Origin of the sequence: uncultured Aquabacterium sp., from assembly GCF_913773725.1 — a bacterium.
Taxonomy (GTDB): Bacteria; Pseudomonadota; Gammaproteobacteria; order Burkholderiales; family Burkholderiaceae_C; genus Aquabacterium.
In genome coordinates, this window is sequence record NZ_CAJYGK010000081.1 from 1 (window position 1) to 17,341 (window position 17,341).

Sequence of the window (17,341 nt, forward strand, 5' to 3'; positions counted from 1 at the left end):
AATTTCTTCAGCAAGGTGGCGGTGGACGACGAAGGCCGCTTCCAGTTCGCACCCGGCCACGCCGCGGCTGGCGCCATGGTGGAACTGCGCTTCGACATGGACACGTTGATTGCGATCTCCACCGCCCCCCACCCGCTGGACCCTGCTGCCGAATACGCACCGAAGAAGGTCGGCCTGGCCGCCTGGAAGTCCGGCCCGGCACCCGCCGACGATGCCTGCCGCGCCTTCCGTCCGGAGTGCGCCCGCGCGCTGCACAACGCCGACCTGTACTACCTCTGATCGGAGGATCACTTCATGAGCGCCACCGCCATCCGCATCCACGAGAGCCTGCTCGACCCGGCCCGTGCCGTGGTCGACGACACCCTGCCCTCCGGTGAACCGTATCTCCTGACCATCCGTCAGGGGCAGACCCTGCGCATCGTCGACCTTGAAGGCAACCAGGCCGTCGACGTGATCTTCTACAACGCGCAGGACCTGGCCGAGCACTACAGCGCCACCGACACCATGCTCGCGCAAGGTGGCATCTACCTGACCACGGGCTCGGTGCTGATGAGCAGCGAAGGCCGGCCCATGCTCACCATCGTGGCCGACACCTGCGGGCGCCACGACACACTGGGCGGCGCCTGCGCGGCCGAGAGCAACACCGTGCGCTACGCGCTGCAGAAGAAGTACATGCACAGCTGCCGCGACAACTACCTGATTGCCTTGCAGCACGCCGACATCGGGCTGGGCAAGCGCGACCTGGTGCCCAACGTCAACTTCTTCATGAACGTGCCCGTCACCGCCGATGGCCAGCTGACCTTTGCCGACGGCGTGTCGGGACCAGGCAAGTACGTCGAGCTGCGCGCCGAGATGGACATCCTGATGCTCGTGTCCAACTGCCCGCAGCTCAACAACCCCTGCAACGCCTACAACCCCACGCCGGCGCGCTTTCTGGTGTGGGACGCGGCATGAAGCGCGTGCATCGCGCCCTTGTCATCTGAAGCACTGCGGCCTGCGCGTTGCCCCGCGCCCGGCCCCCGACGGGACGACCCGTCGGGCTCCTTCCTGAAGGCAGGACGACCTGCCCGACCTCGGACACCCCGACCATGTCTGCCTCAGCCCCGCCCTCCGCGCCCCGCTTCGACACCGTGCTGATCGCCAACCGCGGCGCGATCGCCTGTCGCATCATCCGCACACTGCATGCCATGGGGCTCAAGGCCGTGGCCGTGTACTCGGAGGCCGACGCCGACGCGCGCCACGTGGCCCTGGCCGATGCCAGCGTCTGCATCGGGCCGGCGCCGGCCGCGCAAAGCTACCTGAACGCCGAACGCATCCTGGCGGCCGCCCGCGACACCGGCGCTGGCGCCATCCACCCTGGCTACGGCTTTCTGTCGGAGAACCCCGGCTTTGCCCAGGCCTGCGAAGACGCCGGCATCGCCTTCATCGGCCCGACACCCGATCAGATGCGGGCCTTCGGCCTGAAGCACACCGCCCGCACCCTGGCACAGCAACACGGCGTGCCACTGCTGCCCGGCAGCGAACTGCTGGACGACGCCGCGCACGCCCGGAGCGAAGCCGAGCGCATCGGCTACCCGGTGATGCTCAAGAGCACGGCCGGCGGTGGCGGCATCGGCATGCGGCTGGTGCGCGATGCCGCCGAGCTGGACGCGGCGTGGGAGGCGGTCGAGCGCCTGGCCCGCGCCAACTTCAAGGACGCGGGCCTCTTTCTCGAGAAGTTCGTCGAGCGCGCCCGCCACATCGAAGTGCAGCTGTTCGGCGATGGCCGGGGCCACGTCGTCGCGCTGGGTGAACGAGACTGCTCGGCGCAACGTCGCAACCAGAAGGTGGTGGAAGAAACCCCCGCGCCCGGCCTGGCTGACGACACCCGTTCGGCCTTGCTCGCCGCCGCCGTGCGACTGGGTCAGGCAGTGAGCTACCGCTCGGCCGGCACCGTGGAGTTCGTGCTGGACGCCGACACCGGCGCCTTCTACTTCCTCGAGGTCAACACCCGGCTGCAGGTGGAGCACGGCGTGACGGAGCAGGTCACCGGCGTCGACCTGGTCGAGTGGATGGTGAAGCTCGCACGAGGCGACGTCTGGCCCCTGCAGGCGCCCACACCGCGCGGCGCGTCCATCCAGGTGCGCCTGTACGCCGAGGACCCGGCACGGGGCTTCCAGCCGAGCGCCGGCGTGCTGACGGAGGTGGCCTTTCCCGAAGGCGTGCGGGTGGATGGCTGGGTGGACGCGGGCACCGAGGTGCCGTCGCATTACGACCCGATGCTCGCCAAGCTCATCGTCACGGCCGACACGCGGGACGAGGCCGTTGCCCGGCTGCAGCAGGCCCTGGCCGCCACGCGGCTGTCCGGCATCGAGACCAACCTGCGCTACCTGCGCGCACTGACGGCGGCGCCGGTGTTCGTCGACGGGCGCGTCGTGACCCGCAGCCTGGGCGAGTTCGCCTGGCGTCCCCGCGCGCTCGAGGTGCTGGACGGCGGCGTGCAGACCACCGTGCAGGACTGGCCCGGCCGGATCGGCTACTGGGACATCGGTGTGCCGCCTTCCGGCCCGATGGACGACCTGCACCTGCGCCTGGCCAACCGGCTGGTGGGTAACCCCGAGGGTGCACCGGCGCTGGAATGCACGCTGGGCGGCCCGTCGCTCAAGGCGCACGCCGACCTGGTCGTGGCCCTGGCCGGCGCGCCGATGCCGGTCAAGCTCGATGGCCAGCCGCTGTCTTTCGACGAGGCGTTTCACCGGCCTCTGCACCTGCGCGCCGGCAGCGTGCTCAAGCTCGGCACCGTGGCCGCAGATGAGGGTGGCGCGCGCACCTACCTCGCCGTGTCGGGGGGGCTGGATGTGCCTGACTACCTGGGCAGCGCCAGCACCTTCACGCTGGGCCAGTTCGGCGGCCACGCCGGCCGCACGCTGCGCACGGGCGACATGCTGCACGTGAACGGCGAACGTGCGCTCGACATGGCGCTTGCATCGACAAGCAGCCTGACCGCCGCGACCACGGCCCCGGCCCTGCCCCGCCACTGGGACATCGGCGTGCTCTACGGCCCTCACGGCGCCCCCGACTTCTTCACACCCGACGACATCGCCACGTTCTTCGGCACCGACTACCAGGTGCACTACAACAGCAGCCGAACCGGCGTGCGCCTGATCGGCCCGAAGCCGCAGTGGGCGCGCACCGACGGAGGCGAAGCCGGCCTGCACCCTTCGAACATCCACGACAACGCCTACGCCATCGGCGCAATCGACTTCACCGGCGACATGCCCGTCATCCTCGGCCCGGACGGCCCCAGCCTCGGCGGCTTTGTGTGCCCGGCCGTGGTCGTGGCCGCCGAGCGCTGGAAGCTCGGCCAGCTCAAGGCCGGCGACACCGTGCGCTTCCATGCCCTGCATGCCGAGCAGGCAGCCACACTGCAAGCAGCGCAGGATGCGTTCCTGGCTGCGGTCGGACCGCTGGAACCGGCCTTCCCGGTCGATACCACGGCACCGGCACCTGCAGGCACGCACGCCACCGCCAGCTTCGCCGCACTCCCCACTGGCGTCCCGGCCGCCGAGGTGGCTCACACACTGAGCCCCATCCTCCACCGGCGCGACGCCGCCAGGGGCCCGCGCGGCGACCGCCCTGCCCGCTGCATCCGCCAGGCGGGCGACCGCTACCTGCTCGTCGAGTTCGGCCCGCTGGTGCTCGACCTCGAACTGCGCATGCGCGTGCACGCGCTGATGCTGGCCCTGCAGCGCCAGCGTGATGCCGGTGAGCTCGCTGGCCTGATCGACATGACGCCGGGCATCCGCTCGCTGCAACTGCACTTCGACCCGGCCCGCCTGACCCGCACCGCCCTGCTCGCGGCCATCGACGCGGCCGAAGACGGCCTGCCCCCCGTGGACGACCTGGAAGTGTCCAGTCGCACCGTGTGGCTGCCCCTGTCGTGGGACGACAGTGCCACGCGCGAGGCCATCGACAAGTACATGCAGTCGGTCCGGCCCGACGCGCCCTGGTGCCCCAGCAACATCGAGTTCATCCGCCGCATCAACGGGCTGGACAGCATCGAGCAGGTGCAGCGCACGGTGTTCGATGCGCGCTACCTCGTCATGGGCCTGGGCGACGTCTACCTGGGTGCCCCGGTGGCCACGCCGCTCGACCCTCGCCACCGCCTGGTCACCACCAAGTACAACCCGGCCCGCACCTGGACACCCGAGAACGCCGTGGGCATCGGCGGTGCCTACCTGTGCGTCTATGGCATGGAGGGGCCCGGCGGCTACCAGTTCGTCGGCCGCACCGTGCAGATGTGGAACCGCTGGCGCGACGCCCGCCAGGGCGCGGCCGACTTCGAACCCGGCAAGCCGTGGCTGCTGCGCTTCTTCGACCAGATCCGCTTCTATCCCGTCAGCGAGGCCGAACTGCAGCAGATGCGGCGGGACTTCCCGGCTGGCCGCATGAAGCTGCGCATTGAAGAAGGCACCTTCAGCCTGGGCGCTTACCGGCGCTTCCTGCAGGACGAGGCCGAGTCGATCGCGGCGTTCCGCACCACCCAGCAACAGGCCTTCCACGACGAGCGGGAACGCTGGAAGGCTTCCGGTCAGGATGGCAGCCTGAGCGAGCCGGACACCGCCCCTGCTGCGGCCGAGGACGCCTTGCCCGACGGCGCATCGGCGGTGGCCAGCCCGGTGCCGGGCAATGTGTGGAAGGTTTTGGTCCAGCCAGGGGATACCGTGACCGAGGGCCAGACCCTGGCGGTGGTCGAATCCATGAAGATGGAGTTCCCGGTGCCCGCCACGACGGATGGCACGGTGCTGTCCGTGCGCTGCCAGGAAGGCAGCGGTGTGACGTCAGGGCAGACGCTGGTGGTGCTGTCGGCCTCGTGATGCGTGGGGCGGCCCCGGCGCGGCGAGGGCTCAGCCCCTGAGCCGTCCGACGTAGCGCTGTTCAACCTTGCGGTCGCGTTCACGGCCAGCGTCGGCCTCCAGCATGCTGTCCGGCCAGGACGTCGCTGAGGGCTCGGGCGCCACGGGGCGGACCACGCGAGGGCGCAAGGGCTGCATGGCCGCGTCCAGCTTGTCGGCCAGCGCCACCAGCTCTTCATCCCCGTCAGCCCGGCACAAGCGCACCACTTCGGATGCATAGGCCAGGTTCTGGGCCATCCACTCGGTGTCCGTCACCCGGCCGGTCTTGCGGCGCAACAACACGTGGATGCGGGCGGCCAGGGCGATGCGCGCACTGTCTTGACTCATGCAAACGAACTCCAACTGCACAACGGCCTGAAGGCAAGCAAGATGCAGACCGCCTCAGGGGTAACCCGGTTGTTGACCGATGTCACGCCTGCGCGCCCCGCGTGCGCCAGAATGGCGCGTCATCCCTTGCTCGGGCCGGCGCCGGCATCCTGCCGGGTGCAGGCCCGCACCGTCACCATGCGCCCGCTGCTCCAGCCCCTCGCCCCCGAGATCGACGACCCCATGGCCCTGCTGGAGGCGTGCCACGACAAAGTGCGCCGCTTCGCGCGCCTGACCGAACGCCTGATCGACCACGTGGCCCGCAAGGGATCCGATGCCGAGGCCCGCGAGGCGGCTGCTTCGGTATTGCGTTACTTCGATCTGGCCGCGCCGCTGCACCATGACGACGAGGACGTCGATCTGTTTCCGGCACTGCAGACGCTGGCCGATCCGAACGTGAACGCCAGCATGGCTCGCCTTCAGGCCGAGCATGACGATCTGGGCGCGTTGTGGCAGGCGGGCCGCCCATGGCTCGAGGCCGTCCGGGATGGCTTGGCATCAGGGCCAGGCCCTGTGCCTGCCGCCCTGCGCGAGCTGACCGTGCGTTACCCGGCGCACGCCGACGCCGAGGAGGCCGAAATCTACCCGGCCGCCACCCGGCTGACCGACGCCCAGCGCCGCGCCCTCAGTGCAGCGATGGTCGCCAGGCGGCACGTGGCCTGACCTGCGCGCGTTCAGCGCAGCCTGCGGGCGCTGCGACGCGCGAAGTAGAACCACTCCTGCCCCACGTCGGCCGCGGGGTTGGGAAACACCACCCAGCCGTCGTCGGGCGCGCTCAGCACCTGTCCGTCGTGCCGCCAACCGATCGGCTGGCCGGCCCGGACCGGATCGAAGCTGCGCCATGGTTCAGCGAACCTGTCGCCGGCATGCAATCGGTCCGTGACGGACACAATGCGCATCACCTCGGGCTCGGCCACGGGCGGCGCCAGGGGCACTTCGGCCATCCCGAACCACGCCAGCGTCTGCCGGATGGCGTGCAGGCCAACCACAGCGCCCTCAGGGTCGCCGTGCACGCCGCATTCCAGGGTCACCCCGTAGCCGCCCACCGAGCGCATGTACTCGGTGGTGCCCACCCCGTACTGCGGATCGAGCGCGACCGCCGGCACCGTGCTCCCGGCGCGGGCCTGCCGCTCCGACACGCCGGCAGCATAGGTGTCCAGCCACCCCTCGACGAACCGGCGGGGCCCCAGGTGGGCGGCCCACGCGGCCTCCGCGTCGGCATGGGCAAAGGGCTCCAGCGGGCCGGTGTTGTTCTCCGGGCCCAGCATGGCGAACGGCTCGCCGGGCGTGTGGAAGGAGTGCAGATCGAGCAGCACATCGTGGGCCGCCAGCAAAGGGCACAGAACGTTGGCAATGCAGTCCTCGAACTCGCGTGGGTCGGGCTCCGGCCGCAAACGGCGGTTGAGGTTGCGCTCGCCCTGACGCGTGCCTTGCCGGTAAGCCAGCGGATTGGTCACCGGCACCAGCGTCAGGCACCCGCGTGTCAATTGCAGACGCCCGCTGTCCAGCTCCGGCAGCAAGGCTTCGATGGCCTGCGTGCCGCACGTTTCATTGCCGTGCACGGCACCCAGCACGATGAGTTTCGGGCCGGCCTGCAGCCCGTGAAACTGGTGTACCCGCAACGCGCTGGGCACCCGGGTAACGTCATGGAGTTCAGCCATGCCTGCAGTGTCGCACGGGTGGCCTGCCTCACGGCAGACTGCCCCGTCTCCGAGCGGGGATGCGCGCTCAGAACTCGTTGGCCAGCCGCTTGTAGCCCTGCACGAGTTCGTTGTTCGTGCGCGCCACGTCCTCGGAGAACTCGGACGCCGCCACACTGACGCGAGGAATGTCCTCGAGCTTGGTGCTGGGGCCGATGCGCTCGGTGGACGGCACGTAGAAGCCGGCCGGCAGGTCAATGCCATCGACCACCGCGTTGTGCCGCACCACGCAGCCCGCGCCGATGCGGCAGTTGAACAGCACGCTGTTGAAGCCGATGAAGGCGCCGTCGCCGACCTCGCAGGGGCCGTGCACGATGGCGCGGTGTGCGATCGAGGTGCGCTCACCGATGGTCACGGCCGCGCCCGACTTCGAGTGGATCACCACGCCGTCCTGGATGTTGGAGTGGGCGCCGATGACGATCGGCTCCATCTCGCCGCTGCCGTCGACTTCGTCGGCGCGGATCACGGCGTAAGGCCCGATGAAGACGTTTTCATGGACGATGACCTTGCCGCACAGGATGGCCGTGTGGTCGACATAGGCCGACTCGTGCACCTGGGGCAGATCACCGGATGGGTTCTTGCGGAGCATGAATGAATTGGATCTTCTGGACGAAACTTACAAGCATACGCAGGAGCTCCAATCAGATAAAGTGATCTTTTTCGATGGTTTGCATCCGATCAAAGAATGAATACCCTGCGACTGCCCCGCGCCAGCCTGCAGCAGCTCCGCAGCTTCGAGGCGGTGGCCCGCCTGGGCGGCATCGGCAAGGCCGCAGAGGCCCTGCACCTGGCCCAACCCACCGTGTCCACCCAACTCAAGGAGCTGGCGCAGGCCTTGAACCTGCACCTGCTGGAGCCGGAAGGACGCGGCGTGCGGCTCACGCCGCATGGCGAGCTGCTGGCCGAGACCGTGCGGGACCTCTTCGCGCGCTGGCGCCGCTTCGAGGAAGACGCCCTGGCGATGCAGGGTTTGCAGAAGGGCCGACTGAAGCTGGCGGCCGTCACGACCACCGAGTACTTCATCCCTGACCTGCTCGGCCCCTTTGCGCGGCAGTACCCCGGGCTGCGCATCGACCTCGCCGTCGAAAACCGCGACGCCGTGATCCAGCATCTGGCACGCGGCGAGGTGGAGCTGGCGGTGATGATGCTGCCACCCGCCGACCTGGCGCTGGAACGCTGGCCCTTTCTGGAGAACCCCCTGGTGCTGATTGCACCGGCTGGCCACCCCCTGGCGCAGCGCAGCCGCCTGCGCTTGAATCAGGTCATCAAAGAGGCCCGCCTGACACGCGAACCCGGCTCCGGCACCCGGCAGGCCACGGACCAGTATCTGGCTGCGCAGGGGGTGAGTTGGCCCGCCCGGCTGGCGCTCGGCAGCAACGAGGCGATCAAGCATGCGGTCGCGGCCGGGCTGGGGCTGGCCATCCTGTCGCGTCACACGCTCGGCCCCGACCCGGCCACACAAGGCCTGGTCGAACTGAAGGTCTCAGGGCTGCCGATCCGGCGGATGTGGCACGTGGTGTGGCGCAGCGACCGCAGCCTGTCTCTGCCTGCGCGCACCTTTCTGTCGGCGCTGCGTCAGCAGTTCAGTCACAGCAAACCGAGTGGTCCGCCCGACGCCACCGCCGGTGTCACGCCGACATGATGACCGGCCCGCCCTTCGCCACGGCCCGCTGATAGGCCGCACGGGCCTCGACCCGCGCCAGCCAGGCCCGCATGGCCGGTGCCGGCGCCGGGTTGCGCGACAGCAGGGCCGCCACCGCAAAGCTCATCTGGAAATCGGCCAGGCTGATCTGCTCACCGGCAAACCAGGGATGGCGGGAGAGATGGTCCTCGATGAAGGCGGACGCCGATGCCAGGTTGGGGTCGATCAACTTGGCCTGCACCTGCTGGCACAGCTGACGGGCGATGGGCCGCACGAAGAACGGCATCGGCTGGGTCGGGATGGTCATGAACACCAGCTTCATCACCAGCCAGTTCATCAGCGAACCCTCGGCATAGTGCATCCAGAAGCGGGCCTGATGGTGCGCTTCCGTGCCCCGAGCCGGCACGAGGCCGGCGAGCTCACCCTGAGCCCGATCGCCGTGGCTTTCGGCCAGGTACTCGAGGATGGCCCCGGATTCGGCCACGACCCGGTCGCCATCGGTGATGACGGGCGATTTGCCCAGCGGATGCACGCGCTTGAGTTCGGCCGGCGCGAGCCGGGTACGAGGATCGCGCTTGTACAGCTTGATCTCATACGGCAGACCGAGCTCTTCGAGCAACCACAGCACGCGCTGCGAACGGGAGGTTTCGAGGTGGTGAACGATGATCATGGGCGCGAAGCCTACACGCCCTCACGCCCCATGTCACCGCCCAGGACCTGATAGAGGGTGGCCAGGGCCGACAGCCTGTTGTAGCGGTTCAGCGCCAGGTTGTTCTCGGCTGCCCTGCGGGTTTCCTGGGCGTCCAGCCAGGTCTTGAGCGGCACCGCGCCGCTGCGGTAGCGGATCTCGCTGAGGCGCTCGGCCTGGCGGGCCGCCTCGACCGCTTCGGACAGGCGCGCCCCCTGGTCCTCGAACTGTCGCCGCGCCGACAAGGCGTTCTCGACCTCGCTCAGCGCGGTGTACCAGGCCTGGCGGTAGCTCAGCACGCTCAGCTCGTAATCTGCCTGGGAGATGGCCGTGTTGCGGCGCACATCGCGCCACTGCACGAAAGGCAGCGTCAGGCCGGCCCCCAAGGTGCCGACGGGATCGGTCAGCACCTTGGACAAGGCCGTCGTGGCGGTGCCCACGCTGCCGGTCAGCGTGAGCACCGGGTAGGCAGCCGCGCGGACCGCGTCCACCGTCGCGTAGGCCGACTTGAGCCGCCACTCGGCCGCCTGGACGTCCGGCCTGCGGGTCAGCAACGACGCAGGCAGGCCCGCTGGCACCTCGGGCAAGGGCCCTTCGGGCAGCAACTGGCTTTCCTCCATGGCCACACCGGGCGGGCCGTCAAAGAGGATGGCCAGCGCGTTGCGCGCCTCGACCCGCTGCTGCAGCCACTGCGTGTGCGCGGCCTCCTGGGCCGCCAGGGTCTGGCGGGCCTGGGCCAGCTCCAACCCCGATGCAGCGCCGGCCCGGGCCTGGGCCTCCACCAGCCTCAACGTCTGCCGGGCGTAGTCGATGCTCGCCTGGCTCGCGGCCACGCGCTGGTTCAGGTAGGCCACCTGCCAGTAGGTCCGGGCCGTGGTGGCCACCAGCGCCTGGGCCGTGGCCTGCCGGTCCTGGGCCGTGGCCATCGCCTCCCATTCCGAGGCCTGGCGTGCGGCCGCCAGTCGCCCCCACAGATCCAGCTCCCAGCTCACACTGCCCGTCAGCGCACTGGTGCGGGTCAGGTTGCCATCGCCGTCCAGTTGCCGACTGCCCTGGGTGGAAGCGCGCACCGCCACGGTGGGCAGTTGCGCACTGGCCGCGTTGCCCGCCACCAGCTGTGCACGCCGCACCCTCAAGGTGGCCTGCGCCAGGTTGTTGTTGCGGGCCAGCGCTTCGTCGATCAGGCGCACCAGCAGCGGGTCGTTCATGTCCTGCCACCACGGCGAGGGGCGGACCTCGCCTTGCTGCGCGCCCTGGGCTTGCTGGTAGGCCGCGGGCTGCTGCACCGGCGGCACCTCGGGGGCGCCGCGGTAGGTGGCACACCCGCTCAGCACGGCCAGTGTCACGGCCGTCAGGCTGAGGGAAAAGGATCGTGATGCGCGATTCATCATGAATGGCTGAAATGCAAGAGGCCAGGCGGACGGGGGCGGCAAAAGAGAAGGCGACATGGCGGCGAGCCCTTCATTGTCGGGCGAGCGCCACGACCGGATCGAGCCGGGCCGCGTTGCGCGCAGGCAGGAAACCGAACACCACACCGATCAGCGTCGACACGCCGAATGCCGCCACGATCGACGCGGTGGAGTAGACCATGCTGAAGTTGCCGCCCAGACGGTCGAAGACCTCGCCGATCAGCAAGGCGATGCCGATGCCCAGCACCCCGCCGATCAGGCACACCAGCACGGCCTCGATCAGGAACTGGCGCAGGATGTCGCTCTGACGCGCCCCGACCGCCATGCGCACCCCGATCTCCTGCGTGCGCTCGGTGACCGACACCAGCATGATGTTCATCACCCCGATGCCGCCCACGACCAGCGAGATCAGCGCAATGGCCGAGACGAGCAGCGTCATGGTCTGCGTGGCGTTGTCGATGGTCTGCCGGATGCTGTCGCTGTTGCGCGTGAAGAAGTCCTGCACGCCATGGCGCTGCGTCAGCAGGGCCACGATGCCTTGCTCGGCTGCGGCACTCGGCACCTGGTCGCTGATGCGCACGGTGATGTTGCGCAGGTGATCCTGCCCCAGCATGCGCTTCATCGCCGTGGTGTAGGGCACCCAGATGTTGAGCGCATCGCTGCTGCCCATGGCCGACTCCAGCGGCGCGGTCACGCCGATCACGCGTACCGGCACACTGCCCAGGAAGATGACCTGGCCGACTGCCTCCTCGCCGGGCGAGAACAGCGCCCGGCGGGTGTTCGGGTCGATCACTGCCTCCTGCCCCAGACGGGCCACGCTGCTGGCGTCGAAGCCCTGTCCGTCGGCCAGCGTGTAGCCCTTGACGCGGAAAAACGATTCGCTGACACCCGACACGGTGGCCGTGGCCTCGATGTTGCCGCGTCGGCTGGTCACGCTCGTGCTGACGTTGGGGCTCACGCTGTCGACATAGATCAGACGCGCCAGGGCCTGGGCATCGGCGGGCACCAGGGTACGGATGGTGGCCGCGCGCCGGTCGCCGAAGTTGCGCCCCGGAAAGATGTCGATGGTGTTGGTGCCCATCGCACTGATGTCCTTGAGGATGCGCTCGCGCGAACCCTGCCCCAGCGCGACCACCGACACCACCGACGCGATGCCGATGACGATGCCGAGCATGGTCAGCAGCGTGCGAAGGCGGTGGCCCGCCATGGCGCGCAGGGCCATGGTGAGGGCCTCGGCCAGGCGGTCCCAGTGGGCGTGCAGCCACGATCCGGCAGCCCGGTCGCGCGCGGGTGGCGCGGCGGGCACCGGCGCGGCCTCGCCTTGCCGACGGTCGGCCACGATGCGGCCATCGCTGATCTCGATGATGCGCTGGGCGTGGCTGGCCACCTGGGCATCGTGCGTCACCAGGATGATGGTGTGACCGTCGGCATGCAGTTCGCGCAGGATGCGCATGACCTCGGCGCCACTGGCGCTGTCGAGTGCCCCGGTGGGCTCGTCGGCCAGGATGACGTCGCCGCCGTTCATCAGCGCCCGCGCGATGCTGACACGCTGCTGCTGGCCACCCGACAGCTGCCCCGGACGGTGTCCTGTCCGCTCGCCCAACCCCAGTCGCTGCAACAGGGCCTGCGCTCGCGCATGGCGCTCTGCGGGCGGCATGCCCGCGTAGATGGCGGGGATCTCGACGTTGCCCTCGGCCGTCAGGTCGCCCATCAGGTGATAGCGCTGGAAGATGAAGCCGAAATGCTCGCGACGCAGGCGCGCCAGCTCATCCGGCTCGAGGGCCGCGGTCGACTGCCCGGCCACCTCGTACGACCCGCGTGTCGGGCGGTCCAGGCATCCCAGGATGTTCATCAAGGTCGACTTGCCCGACCCCGAGGCGCCCATGATGGCGACCATCTCCCCGGCCTCGATGCGCAGGTCGATGCCTTTGAGCACCGCCACCGTGCCATCACCCGACGGGAACTCGCGCCAGAGGTCTTGCACCTCCAACAATGCCTTGCCCATGGTCGGCCCCATGTCAGAACATGGGCGGGCCACCGCGGCCCGACTGGGCCGGCTTGCCGCTCGCATCCCCGATCACGACCCGCTCGCCTTCCTTCAACCCCTCCAGCACCTGGGCCTGCACGCGGTTGTTCAGGCCCACGCGCACCTGCCGCGTCACCACCTGCTCATCCTGTCCGCGCGTGCCTTCCAGCACCTTCACGGTGTAGCGGCCGTCCTTGCCACGCGCACCCAGGGCCGTGGCCGGCACCACCAGCGTCGCCGGTGCCCGCGAGGCCACCACCGAGACCTGCGCCGTCATGTCGATGCGCAGCTTGTGATCCGGATTGGGGACGGTGAAGCGCCCGTTGTAGTAGATGGCCGAGGTGGTCGACGAGCTGCTGCTGGTCGCGCTCGTGGTGCTCGATGTCTCGGCCTGTTCGGCCTCGGTCGAGGGCTCGATGCTCAGCAGCCGGGCGTCGTAACGCCGGTCGGGCTCGCCCATGATGGTGAAGTACACCGGCATGTCCGGCTTGATCTTCACGACATCGGCTTCCGAGATCTGAGCGCGGATCAGCATGGTGTCGAGTTGCGCCAACTTGATCAGCGTGGGCGCAGATTGCGCTGCGTTCACGGTCTGGCCTTCCTTGCGCACCACGGCGATCACCACGCCGTCCATCGGCGCGACGATGCGCGTGTAGCCGAGGTTGGTTCTGGCCGTGTCGACCGCAATGCGCGCCTGTTCGATCTGGGCGTCCAGCTCCGCCAGGGCCGCACGCGTGGTCTCCACCGTGGCCTGCGCCGCCTCCAGATCAGCTTTTGAGCCAGCATCCTCCTTCACGAGGGCCTGAACCCGCCGCAGTGCCAGCTCGTATTGCACCAGCTGGGCCTGTCGCGAGCGCTTCTGTGCCGCGAGCACGGCGACCTGCGCCTCGGCGTTGCGCAAATCGTTCTGCTGCTTGGTCGAGTCGATCTCGGCGACCAGATCCCCCTTGCGGATGGCCTGCCCCAACTCGACATGCAGCTTGCGGATCTGGCCCGTGGCCTGAGCACCGACATCGACCTGCTGGATGGCCTGGATTGAGCCCGTGGCCAGCACGGTGTCCTCCAGATCCTGCCGGGTGACCGGCGCCGTGATCACCTGCGGTGCCGGCGGCGGCGTGAAGTACTGCTTGCGCACCCACCACCCTGCGCCCAGAAGGAAGACGACCAGGACCCCCAATCGCCAGCCCTTGAACCACCCTGTTCTTGTGTTCATCTTGCTCATGCGGGCAGTGTGCGCCCGCCCGGTTGACGTTCAGCAAAGCGCAGGTTAATGCAATGTAAAGTCAACCGGGTGTCACACCGAACGCCGCCAGGCTAGAACCCCACCTGTCCGGACACGTACAGCCCTTGTTGTTGACGCTGGCCCACGATCTGGCCCAGGTTGACCCAGGCGGCCGTCAGGCTGGCATGCGGCAAAGGAAACCAGGCCACGAACATGTCCCATGCCGCTTCCTCACGCAGCGCAGCCGTGGCCGCATCACGGGTCTGGAGCGCATTCGGCCGCGCCCGGTATTCGGCGCCCACCACCAGGTCATCTCGCAACATCAGTCCCAGACTGACTTCCAGCATCGGCCGGAACCCGACCTGTGACGGGCCACCAAAGCCGATGAGGCCGAAGTGATTGGCGCGCGTCCACCGAACGGCCGCGTTGGCCAGCACATTCAGGCCGCCCGCTGCGCCCAGCCACAGCTTCGTCGCGGCCACATACACGTCGTTGCCGGCAAGGTCGCGCGCGCCGAGACTGCGCACCAGCCCCCCATCCGCCGTCTGCTTGTGCATGACGCCGACGCTCACTTGTGGATACCACCGATCCTGGTCGTAGACGGCGTCCCCCACCAAACGGAGCTTGGCCCCCACCGTCGTCATCTCCAGCGACCGATCCGGCACGACGTCCCCCCGCCCGGAAGCTCCATCGCGACAGGCTCAGCTCGAGTCGGTCCCTCACGCCGATGGCCACGCCTGCCGCCCTCAGCGCGTAGCCGGCCTGGGTGGACAGGTGGGTCACATGGACCGACGCACCCGTCTGGTCGCTGCTGCCACGCCCGCCGATCACGGCCCACGGCACCAGCCCCCCGCCGGCCGCGCCCTCCACCTGTGTCACCCCGTAGGTGCCCAGCAAGCGGTCGCCCGCATGGACCGGCCCGGCCAGCGCCATGGCGGCCGCGGCAGCAAACGCCGCCCAAGGGCCGCGACCCGCACACATCGGCTTGGAATGAACGTCGACCGACCGACACCGAGAACAAAGCATGTTGTGCGATCCTGCAAGAAACCGACCGAAAGTCCGGGTTGTTCAGCACCTCTTATCGGTCCTGGATCGGCAAAGATGAAGGCACGCAACCCTGTTCCGCGTTTCCGCGGGGGGATCATGCTCGCCTCATGCGCTGCCGCCCTCTGATCTGCATTCCTTTCTGTCTTCTGGTGCTGCTCTCGGCATGCGCGGCGCCATCCCGGGCCCCGCTCTACCAGCGCCTGGGTGGAGAGGCCAACCTGCGCAGCTTCATCGGCCGAACGCTGGATCGCATGGCGAGCGACCCGCGCGGGGGGCGCTCCTTCGACGGGATCAACATGCAGACGCTCAAACTCAATGTCGGCAACCACGTCTGCCAGGTGGCCGACGGCCCCTGCATCTACGACGGCGAGACCATGGTCAACGCCCACGCTCAGTCGGACATCGGGGGGACCGAGTTCGACATGATGGTCGCCATCCTGCGCGAGGAGATGGTCCGCGCCGGCGTTCCACAGGACGCGCGCAACGAGCTGCTGCGCCGTCTGGCACCAGCGCGCCGCGACATCGTTGTCCGATGAGCCTGACCCCACCTTCCTTCATGCGCGCCTTCCTCCGCCCCCATGCAATCAGCCCTGCGATCACGGGCGCCTGCTTCCTCTCCCCGCTCCTTGCCCTGGCCGCACCTCAGGTCTTCGTGGTGACAGACGGCGCAGGACAGCCCGTTCGGGCCGCCGCACTGTCCGTGTTCGTGCACGGTGCTCCCGCTGCGGCGCCCCCGGGCACCCTGGCTGTGATGGGCCAGCGAAACAAGTCCTTCGATCCCTCGATCCTCGTGATCCAGACCGGCACCCAGGTCAGCTTTCCGAATTTCGACACCGTGCGGCACCACGTGTACTCGTTCTCGCCGACGCGCCCGTTCGAGATCAAGCTCTACAGCGGCACGCCGGCTCAGCCGGTTCTGTTCGACAAGCCGGGCACCGCCACGCTGGGCTGCAACATCCACGATCGCATGCTGGCCTTCATCCACGTCGTGGACACGGCGCATTTCGGCCTGTCCAACCCAGAGGGACACGTGACGCTGGACCTGCCGGTGGGAGAGCACCTGGCTCGCGTCTGGACCCCTGCCATGGGTGAGAAGAGCGCCGGACAGGCGTGGCGTTTTTCAACCGGCCGGGGCACCGTCACGCTGAAACTGGTGCCGCCCTGACCCGATCGGGGGCACCGTCACACGCCGTTCACATTCGGCCGCGATACTGTGCATGTCGACGGCCCCACGGGCCACGGGAAACACCACAGATTCTGCCGACGGACGCCGCGGAGAGCCCCTGTGTCCCGACGACACCCCAGCTCGGCCTGCCTCACTCGGCAGGCCGTTGTTTTTGCAGCAGCGCCAGCACCAGGGCCACCCGGGCCTGCGCTGGCGTCAGCGGGCCGCACGCGGGCCAGCGATCCCCCTCCCGCGCCATCACCCCCCCCTTCGCCACCCGCGTGCTGCGCCACACCGCGACGCCTTGGGCTTCGGCACGGCGCAAGGCGGCCTCCAGCGCTTCGTGCACCGTGCCATGGCCGGTGCCCGCCACGATCAACCCCCGCAATGGCGACTGCGGCGTCCCGTGTGCGCACAGGGCGTCCACCACCCAGCCATCGGCATCGGCATGGCTGGTGATCACCTCGACACGCGGTGGCTCGGCCACGGACATCCGGCTCCACCCCATCCCGTCGCACGGTGGCCAGGGCCGGCTCCAGCCCTCGGCACCACAGGGCATGCCGTTCTCTCGCAGATCTGCCAGGGGCGCCACCTCGCCCCCGTTGAACGCATCCACAGCCAGAGTGTGCACCTTGCGAACCGCCGCGCCCGGCCACACCCGCCCGCCGAGCACCGCCACCACGCCGCCCAGGCCGTCTTCGGCTGCAGCGCGCGCCACCCGCACCGCATCACGCAGGTTGGCCGGTCCATCGGCATCCGGCGCCGTCGCAGGACGCATCGCCGCGGTCAGCACCACGGGCTTGCGACCATCGTGCAGGGCCTGCAACAGCCAGGCGGTCTCCTCCAGGGTGTCCGTCCCGTGGGTGACCACCACCCCGGCCACATCTGTGCGGGCCAGCGCCTGGTCCAAAGCTGCTGCCAGCGCCTGCCAGACCGCCCAGCGCATGTCCTTGCTGTCGATCTGCGCCACCTGCATCCATTCCAGCGCTTCCGCGGCCAGCTCGGGCACGGCGGCCAGCAGTTCCCCCACATCGCGCTGCGCCGCAACGTAATGCCAGGACCGAGCGGGGTCAGAGCCCGTCCCGGCGATCGTCCCCCCTGTCCCCAGAATCACCACTTTGCGCATCGGTCTTTCCGTTCTCGCTACTGGACAAAGCCACAGCCCTGTATAAAATGACAGC

16 protein-coding genes and 1 pseudogene are annotated in these 17,341 nt (G+C 69.0%); 7 read left to right on the forward strand and 10 right to left on the reverse strand.

Annotated features, from left to right (window positions below):
- From QZ709_RS08885 to uca, 3 genes are all read left to right on the forward strand, one after another.
- Positions 1-279 (forward strand): DUF1989 domain-containing protein (locus QZ709_RS08885; protein ID WP_294636916.1); only part of this gene is annotated, 279 nt, incomplete at its 5' end.
- A 30-nt stretch (positions 280-309) separates the two neighbouring features.
- On the forward strand, positions 310-954 hold the full coding sequence (locus QZ709_RS08890; RefSeq protein WP_294636948.1) for an urea amidolyase associated protein UAAP2: 645 nt from the start codon (positions 310-312) through the stop codon (positions 952-954).
- 134 nt (positions 955-1,088) lie between these two features.
- A complete protein-coding gene (gene uca / locus QZ709_RS08895) occupies positions 1,089-4,856 on the forward strand; it encodes an urea carboxylase (RefSeq protein WP_294636917.1) in 3,768 nt (1,255 codons plus the stop codon).
- A 30-nt stretch (positions 4,857-4,886) separates the two neighbouring features.
- Here uca and QZ709_RS08900 read toward each other — a convergent pair whose 3' ends face one another.
- Positions 4,887-5,222, reverse strand: coding sequence for a hypothetical protein (locus tag QZ709_RS08900; protein ID WP_294636918.1), 336 nt, complete (start codon positions 5,220-5,222; stop codon positions 4,887-4,889).
- 177 nt (positions 5,223-5,399) lie between these two features.
- On the opposite strand from QZ709_RS08900, the gene QZ709_RS08905 reads away from it, so the two are divergent.
- Positions 5,400-5,924 (forward strand): hemerythrin domain-containing protein, encoded by a 525-nt coding sequence (locus QZ709_RS08905; protein ID WP_294636919.1) that lies wholly within the window; start codon positions 5,400-5,402, stop codon positions 5,922-5,924.
- 11 nt (positions 5,925-5,935) lie between these two features.
- Here the strand turns inward: QZ709_RS08905 and QZ709_RS08910 are convergent, their stop codons facing one another.
- Together QZ709_RS08910 and QZ709_RS08915 are read right to left on the reverse strand one after the other, a co-directional pair.
- Positions 5,936-6,922, reverse strand: coding sequence for a succinylglutamate desuccinylase/aspartoacylase family protein (locus QZ709_RS08910; protein ID WP_294636920.1), 987 nt, complete (start codon positions 6,920-6,922; stop codon positions 5,936-5,938).
- 67 nt (positions 6,923-6,989) lie between these two features.
- Entirely contained in the window at positions 6,990-7,550 is a 561-nt protein-coding gene (locus QZ709_RS08915; protein WP_294636921.1) for a carbonate dehydratase, read from the reverse strand.
- Positions 7,551-7,646: 96 nt separating this feature from the next.
- Here QZ709_RS08915 and QZ709_RS08920 point away from each other — a divergent pair, with 96 nt between their 5' ends.
- Positions 7,647-8,603: a LysR family transcriptional regulator gene (locus QZ709_RS08920; RefSeq protein ID WP_294636922.1), complete on the forward strand. Its 957-nt coding sequence runs from the start codon at positions 7,647-7,649 to the stop codon at positions 8,601-8,603.
- Here the strand turns inward: QZ709_RS08920 and QZ709_RS08925 are convergent.
- From QZ709_RS08925 to QZ709_RS21310, 6 genes and pseudogenes are all read right to left on the reverse strand, one after another.
- Positions 8,590-9,273, reverse strand: coding sequence for a glutathione S-transferase (locus QZ709_RS08925; protein WP_294636923.1), 684 nt, complete (start codon positions 9,271-9,273; stop codon positions 8,590-8,592). The two genes, QZ709_RS08920 and QZ709_RS08925, sit on opposite strands and share 14 nt — an antisense overlap.
- Positions 9,274-9,284: 11 nt before the next feature.
- Positions 9,285-10,682, reverse strand: coding sequence for an efflux transporter outer membrane subunit (locus tag QZ709_RS08930; RefSeq protein ID WP_294636924.1), 1,398 nt, complete (start codon positions 10,680-10,682; stop codon positions 9,285-9,287).
- Between the two features lie 70 nt (positions 10,683-10,752).
- The gene (locus QZ709_RS08935) at positions 10,753-12,705 is read right to left on the reverse strand and encodes a MacB family efflux pump subunit (RefSeq protein WP_294636949.1); all 1,953 of its coding nucleotides are present in this window, start codon (positions 12,703-12,705) and stop codon (positions 10,753-10,755) included.
- A gap of 13 nt (positions 12,706-12,718) precedes the next feature.
- Positions 12,719-13,948, reverse strand: coding sequence for an efflux RND transporter periplasmic adaptor subunit (locus QZ709_RS08940; RefSeq protein WP_294636925.1), 1,230 nt, complete (start codon positions 13,946-13,948; stop codon positions 12,719-12,721).
- Positions 13,949-14,040: 92 nt separating this feature from the next.
- Positions 14,041-14,613, reverse strand: coding sequence for a DUF3034 family protein (locus QZ709_RS08945; protein WP_366937157.1), 573 nt, complete (start codon positions 14,611-14,613; stop codon positions 14,041-14,043).
- Positions 14,614-14,629: 16 nt separating this feature from the next.
- A pseudogene (locus QZ709_RS21310) lies at positions 14,630-14,974 on the reverse strand (DUF3034 family protein); the annotation flags it as partial.
- 128 nt (positions 14,975-15,102) lie between these two features.
- Here QZ709_RS21310 and QZ709_RS08950 point away from each other — a divergent pair.
- Positions 15,103-15,531, forward strand: coding sequence for a group 1 truncated hemoglobin (locus tag QZ709_RS08950; protein ID WP_294636926.1), 429 nt, complete (start codon positions 15,103-15,105; stop codon positions 15,529-15,531).
- Positions 15,528-16,160: a methylamine utilization protein gene (locus tag QZ709_RS08955; RefSeq protein WP_294636927.1), complete on the forward strand. Its 633-nt coding sequence runs from the start codon at positions 15,528-15,530 to the stop codon at positions 16,158-16,160. Before QZ709_RS08950 ends, QZ709_RS08955 begins: the two co-directional genes overlap by 4 nt.
- 151 nt (positions 16,161-16,311) lie before the next feature.
- Here QZ709_RS08955 and QZ709_RS08960 read toward each other — a convergent pair whose 3' ends face one another.
- Positions 16,312-17,286, reverse strand: coding sequence for an asparaginase (locus tag QZ709_RS08960; protein ID WP_294636928.1), 975 nt, complete (start codon positions 17,284-17,286; stop codon positions 16,312-16,314).
- Between the last annotated feature and the right edge of the window lie 55 nt (positions 17,287-17,341).

Coding starts and splice junctions, on each gene's coding strand:
- QZ709_RS08900 (WP_294636918.1), bottom strand. CDS start 5,222: ATGAGTCAAGACAGTGCGCGCATCGCCCTGGCCGCCCGCATCCACGTG.
- QZ709_RS08910 (WP_294636920.1), bottom strand. CDS start 6,922: ATGGCTGAACTCCATGACGTTACCCGGGTGCCCAGCGCGTTGCGGGTA.
- QZ709_RS08920 (WP_294636922.1), top strand. CDS start 7,647: ATGAATACCCTGCGACTGCCCCGCGCCAGCCTGCAGCAGCTCCGCAGC.
- QZ709_RS08905 (WP_294636919.1), top strand. CDS start 5,400: ATGCGCCCGCTGCTCCAGCCCCTCGCCCCCGAGATCGACGACCCCATG.
- QZ709_RS08940 (WP_294636925.1), bottom strand. CDS start 13,948: ATGAGCAAGATGAACACAAGAACAGGGTGGTTCAAGGGCTGGCGATTG.
- QZ709_RS08925 (WP_294636923.1), bottom strand. CDS start 9,273: ATGATCATCGTTCACCACCTCGAAACCTCCCGTTCGCAGCGCGTGCTG.
- QZ709_RS08915 (WP_294636921.1), bottom strand. CDS start 7,550: ATGCTCCGCAAGAACCCATCCGGTGATCTGCCCCAGGTGCACGAGTCG.
- uca (WP_294636917.1), top strand. CDS start 1,089: ATGTCTGCCTCAGCCCCGCCCTCCGCGCCCCGCTTCGACACCGTGCTG.
- QZ709_RS08960 (WP_294636928.1), bottom strand. CDS start 17,286: ATGCGCAAAGTGGTGATTCTGGGGACAGGGGGGACGATCGCCGGGACG.
- QZ709_RS08950 (WP_294636926.1), top strand. CDS start 15,103: ATGCGCTGCCGCCCTCTGATCTGCATTCCTTTCTGTCTTCTGGTGCTG.
- QZ709_RS08930 (WP_294636924.1), bottom strand. CDS start 10,682: ATGATGAATCGCGCATCACGATCCTTTTCCCTCAGCCTGACGGCCGTG.
- QZ709_RS08935 (WP_294636949.1), bottom strand. CDS start 12,705: ATGGGCAAGGCATTGTTGGAGGTGCAAGACCTCTGGCGCGAGTTCCCG.
- QZ709_RS08955 (WP_294636927.1), top strand. CDS start 15,528: ATGAGCCTGACCCCACCTTCCTTCATGCGCGCCTTCCTCCGCCCCCAT.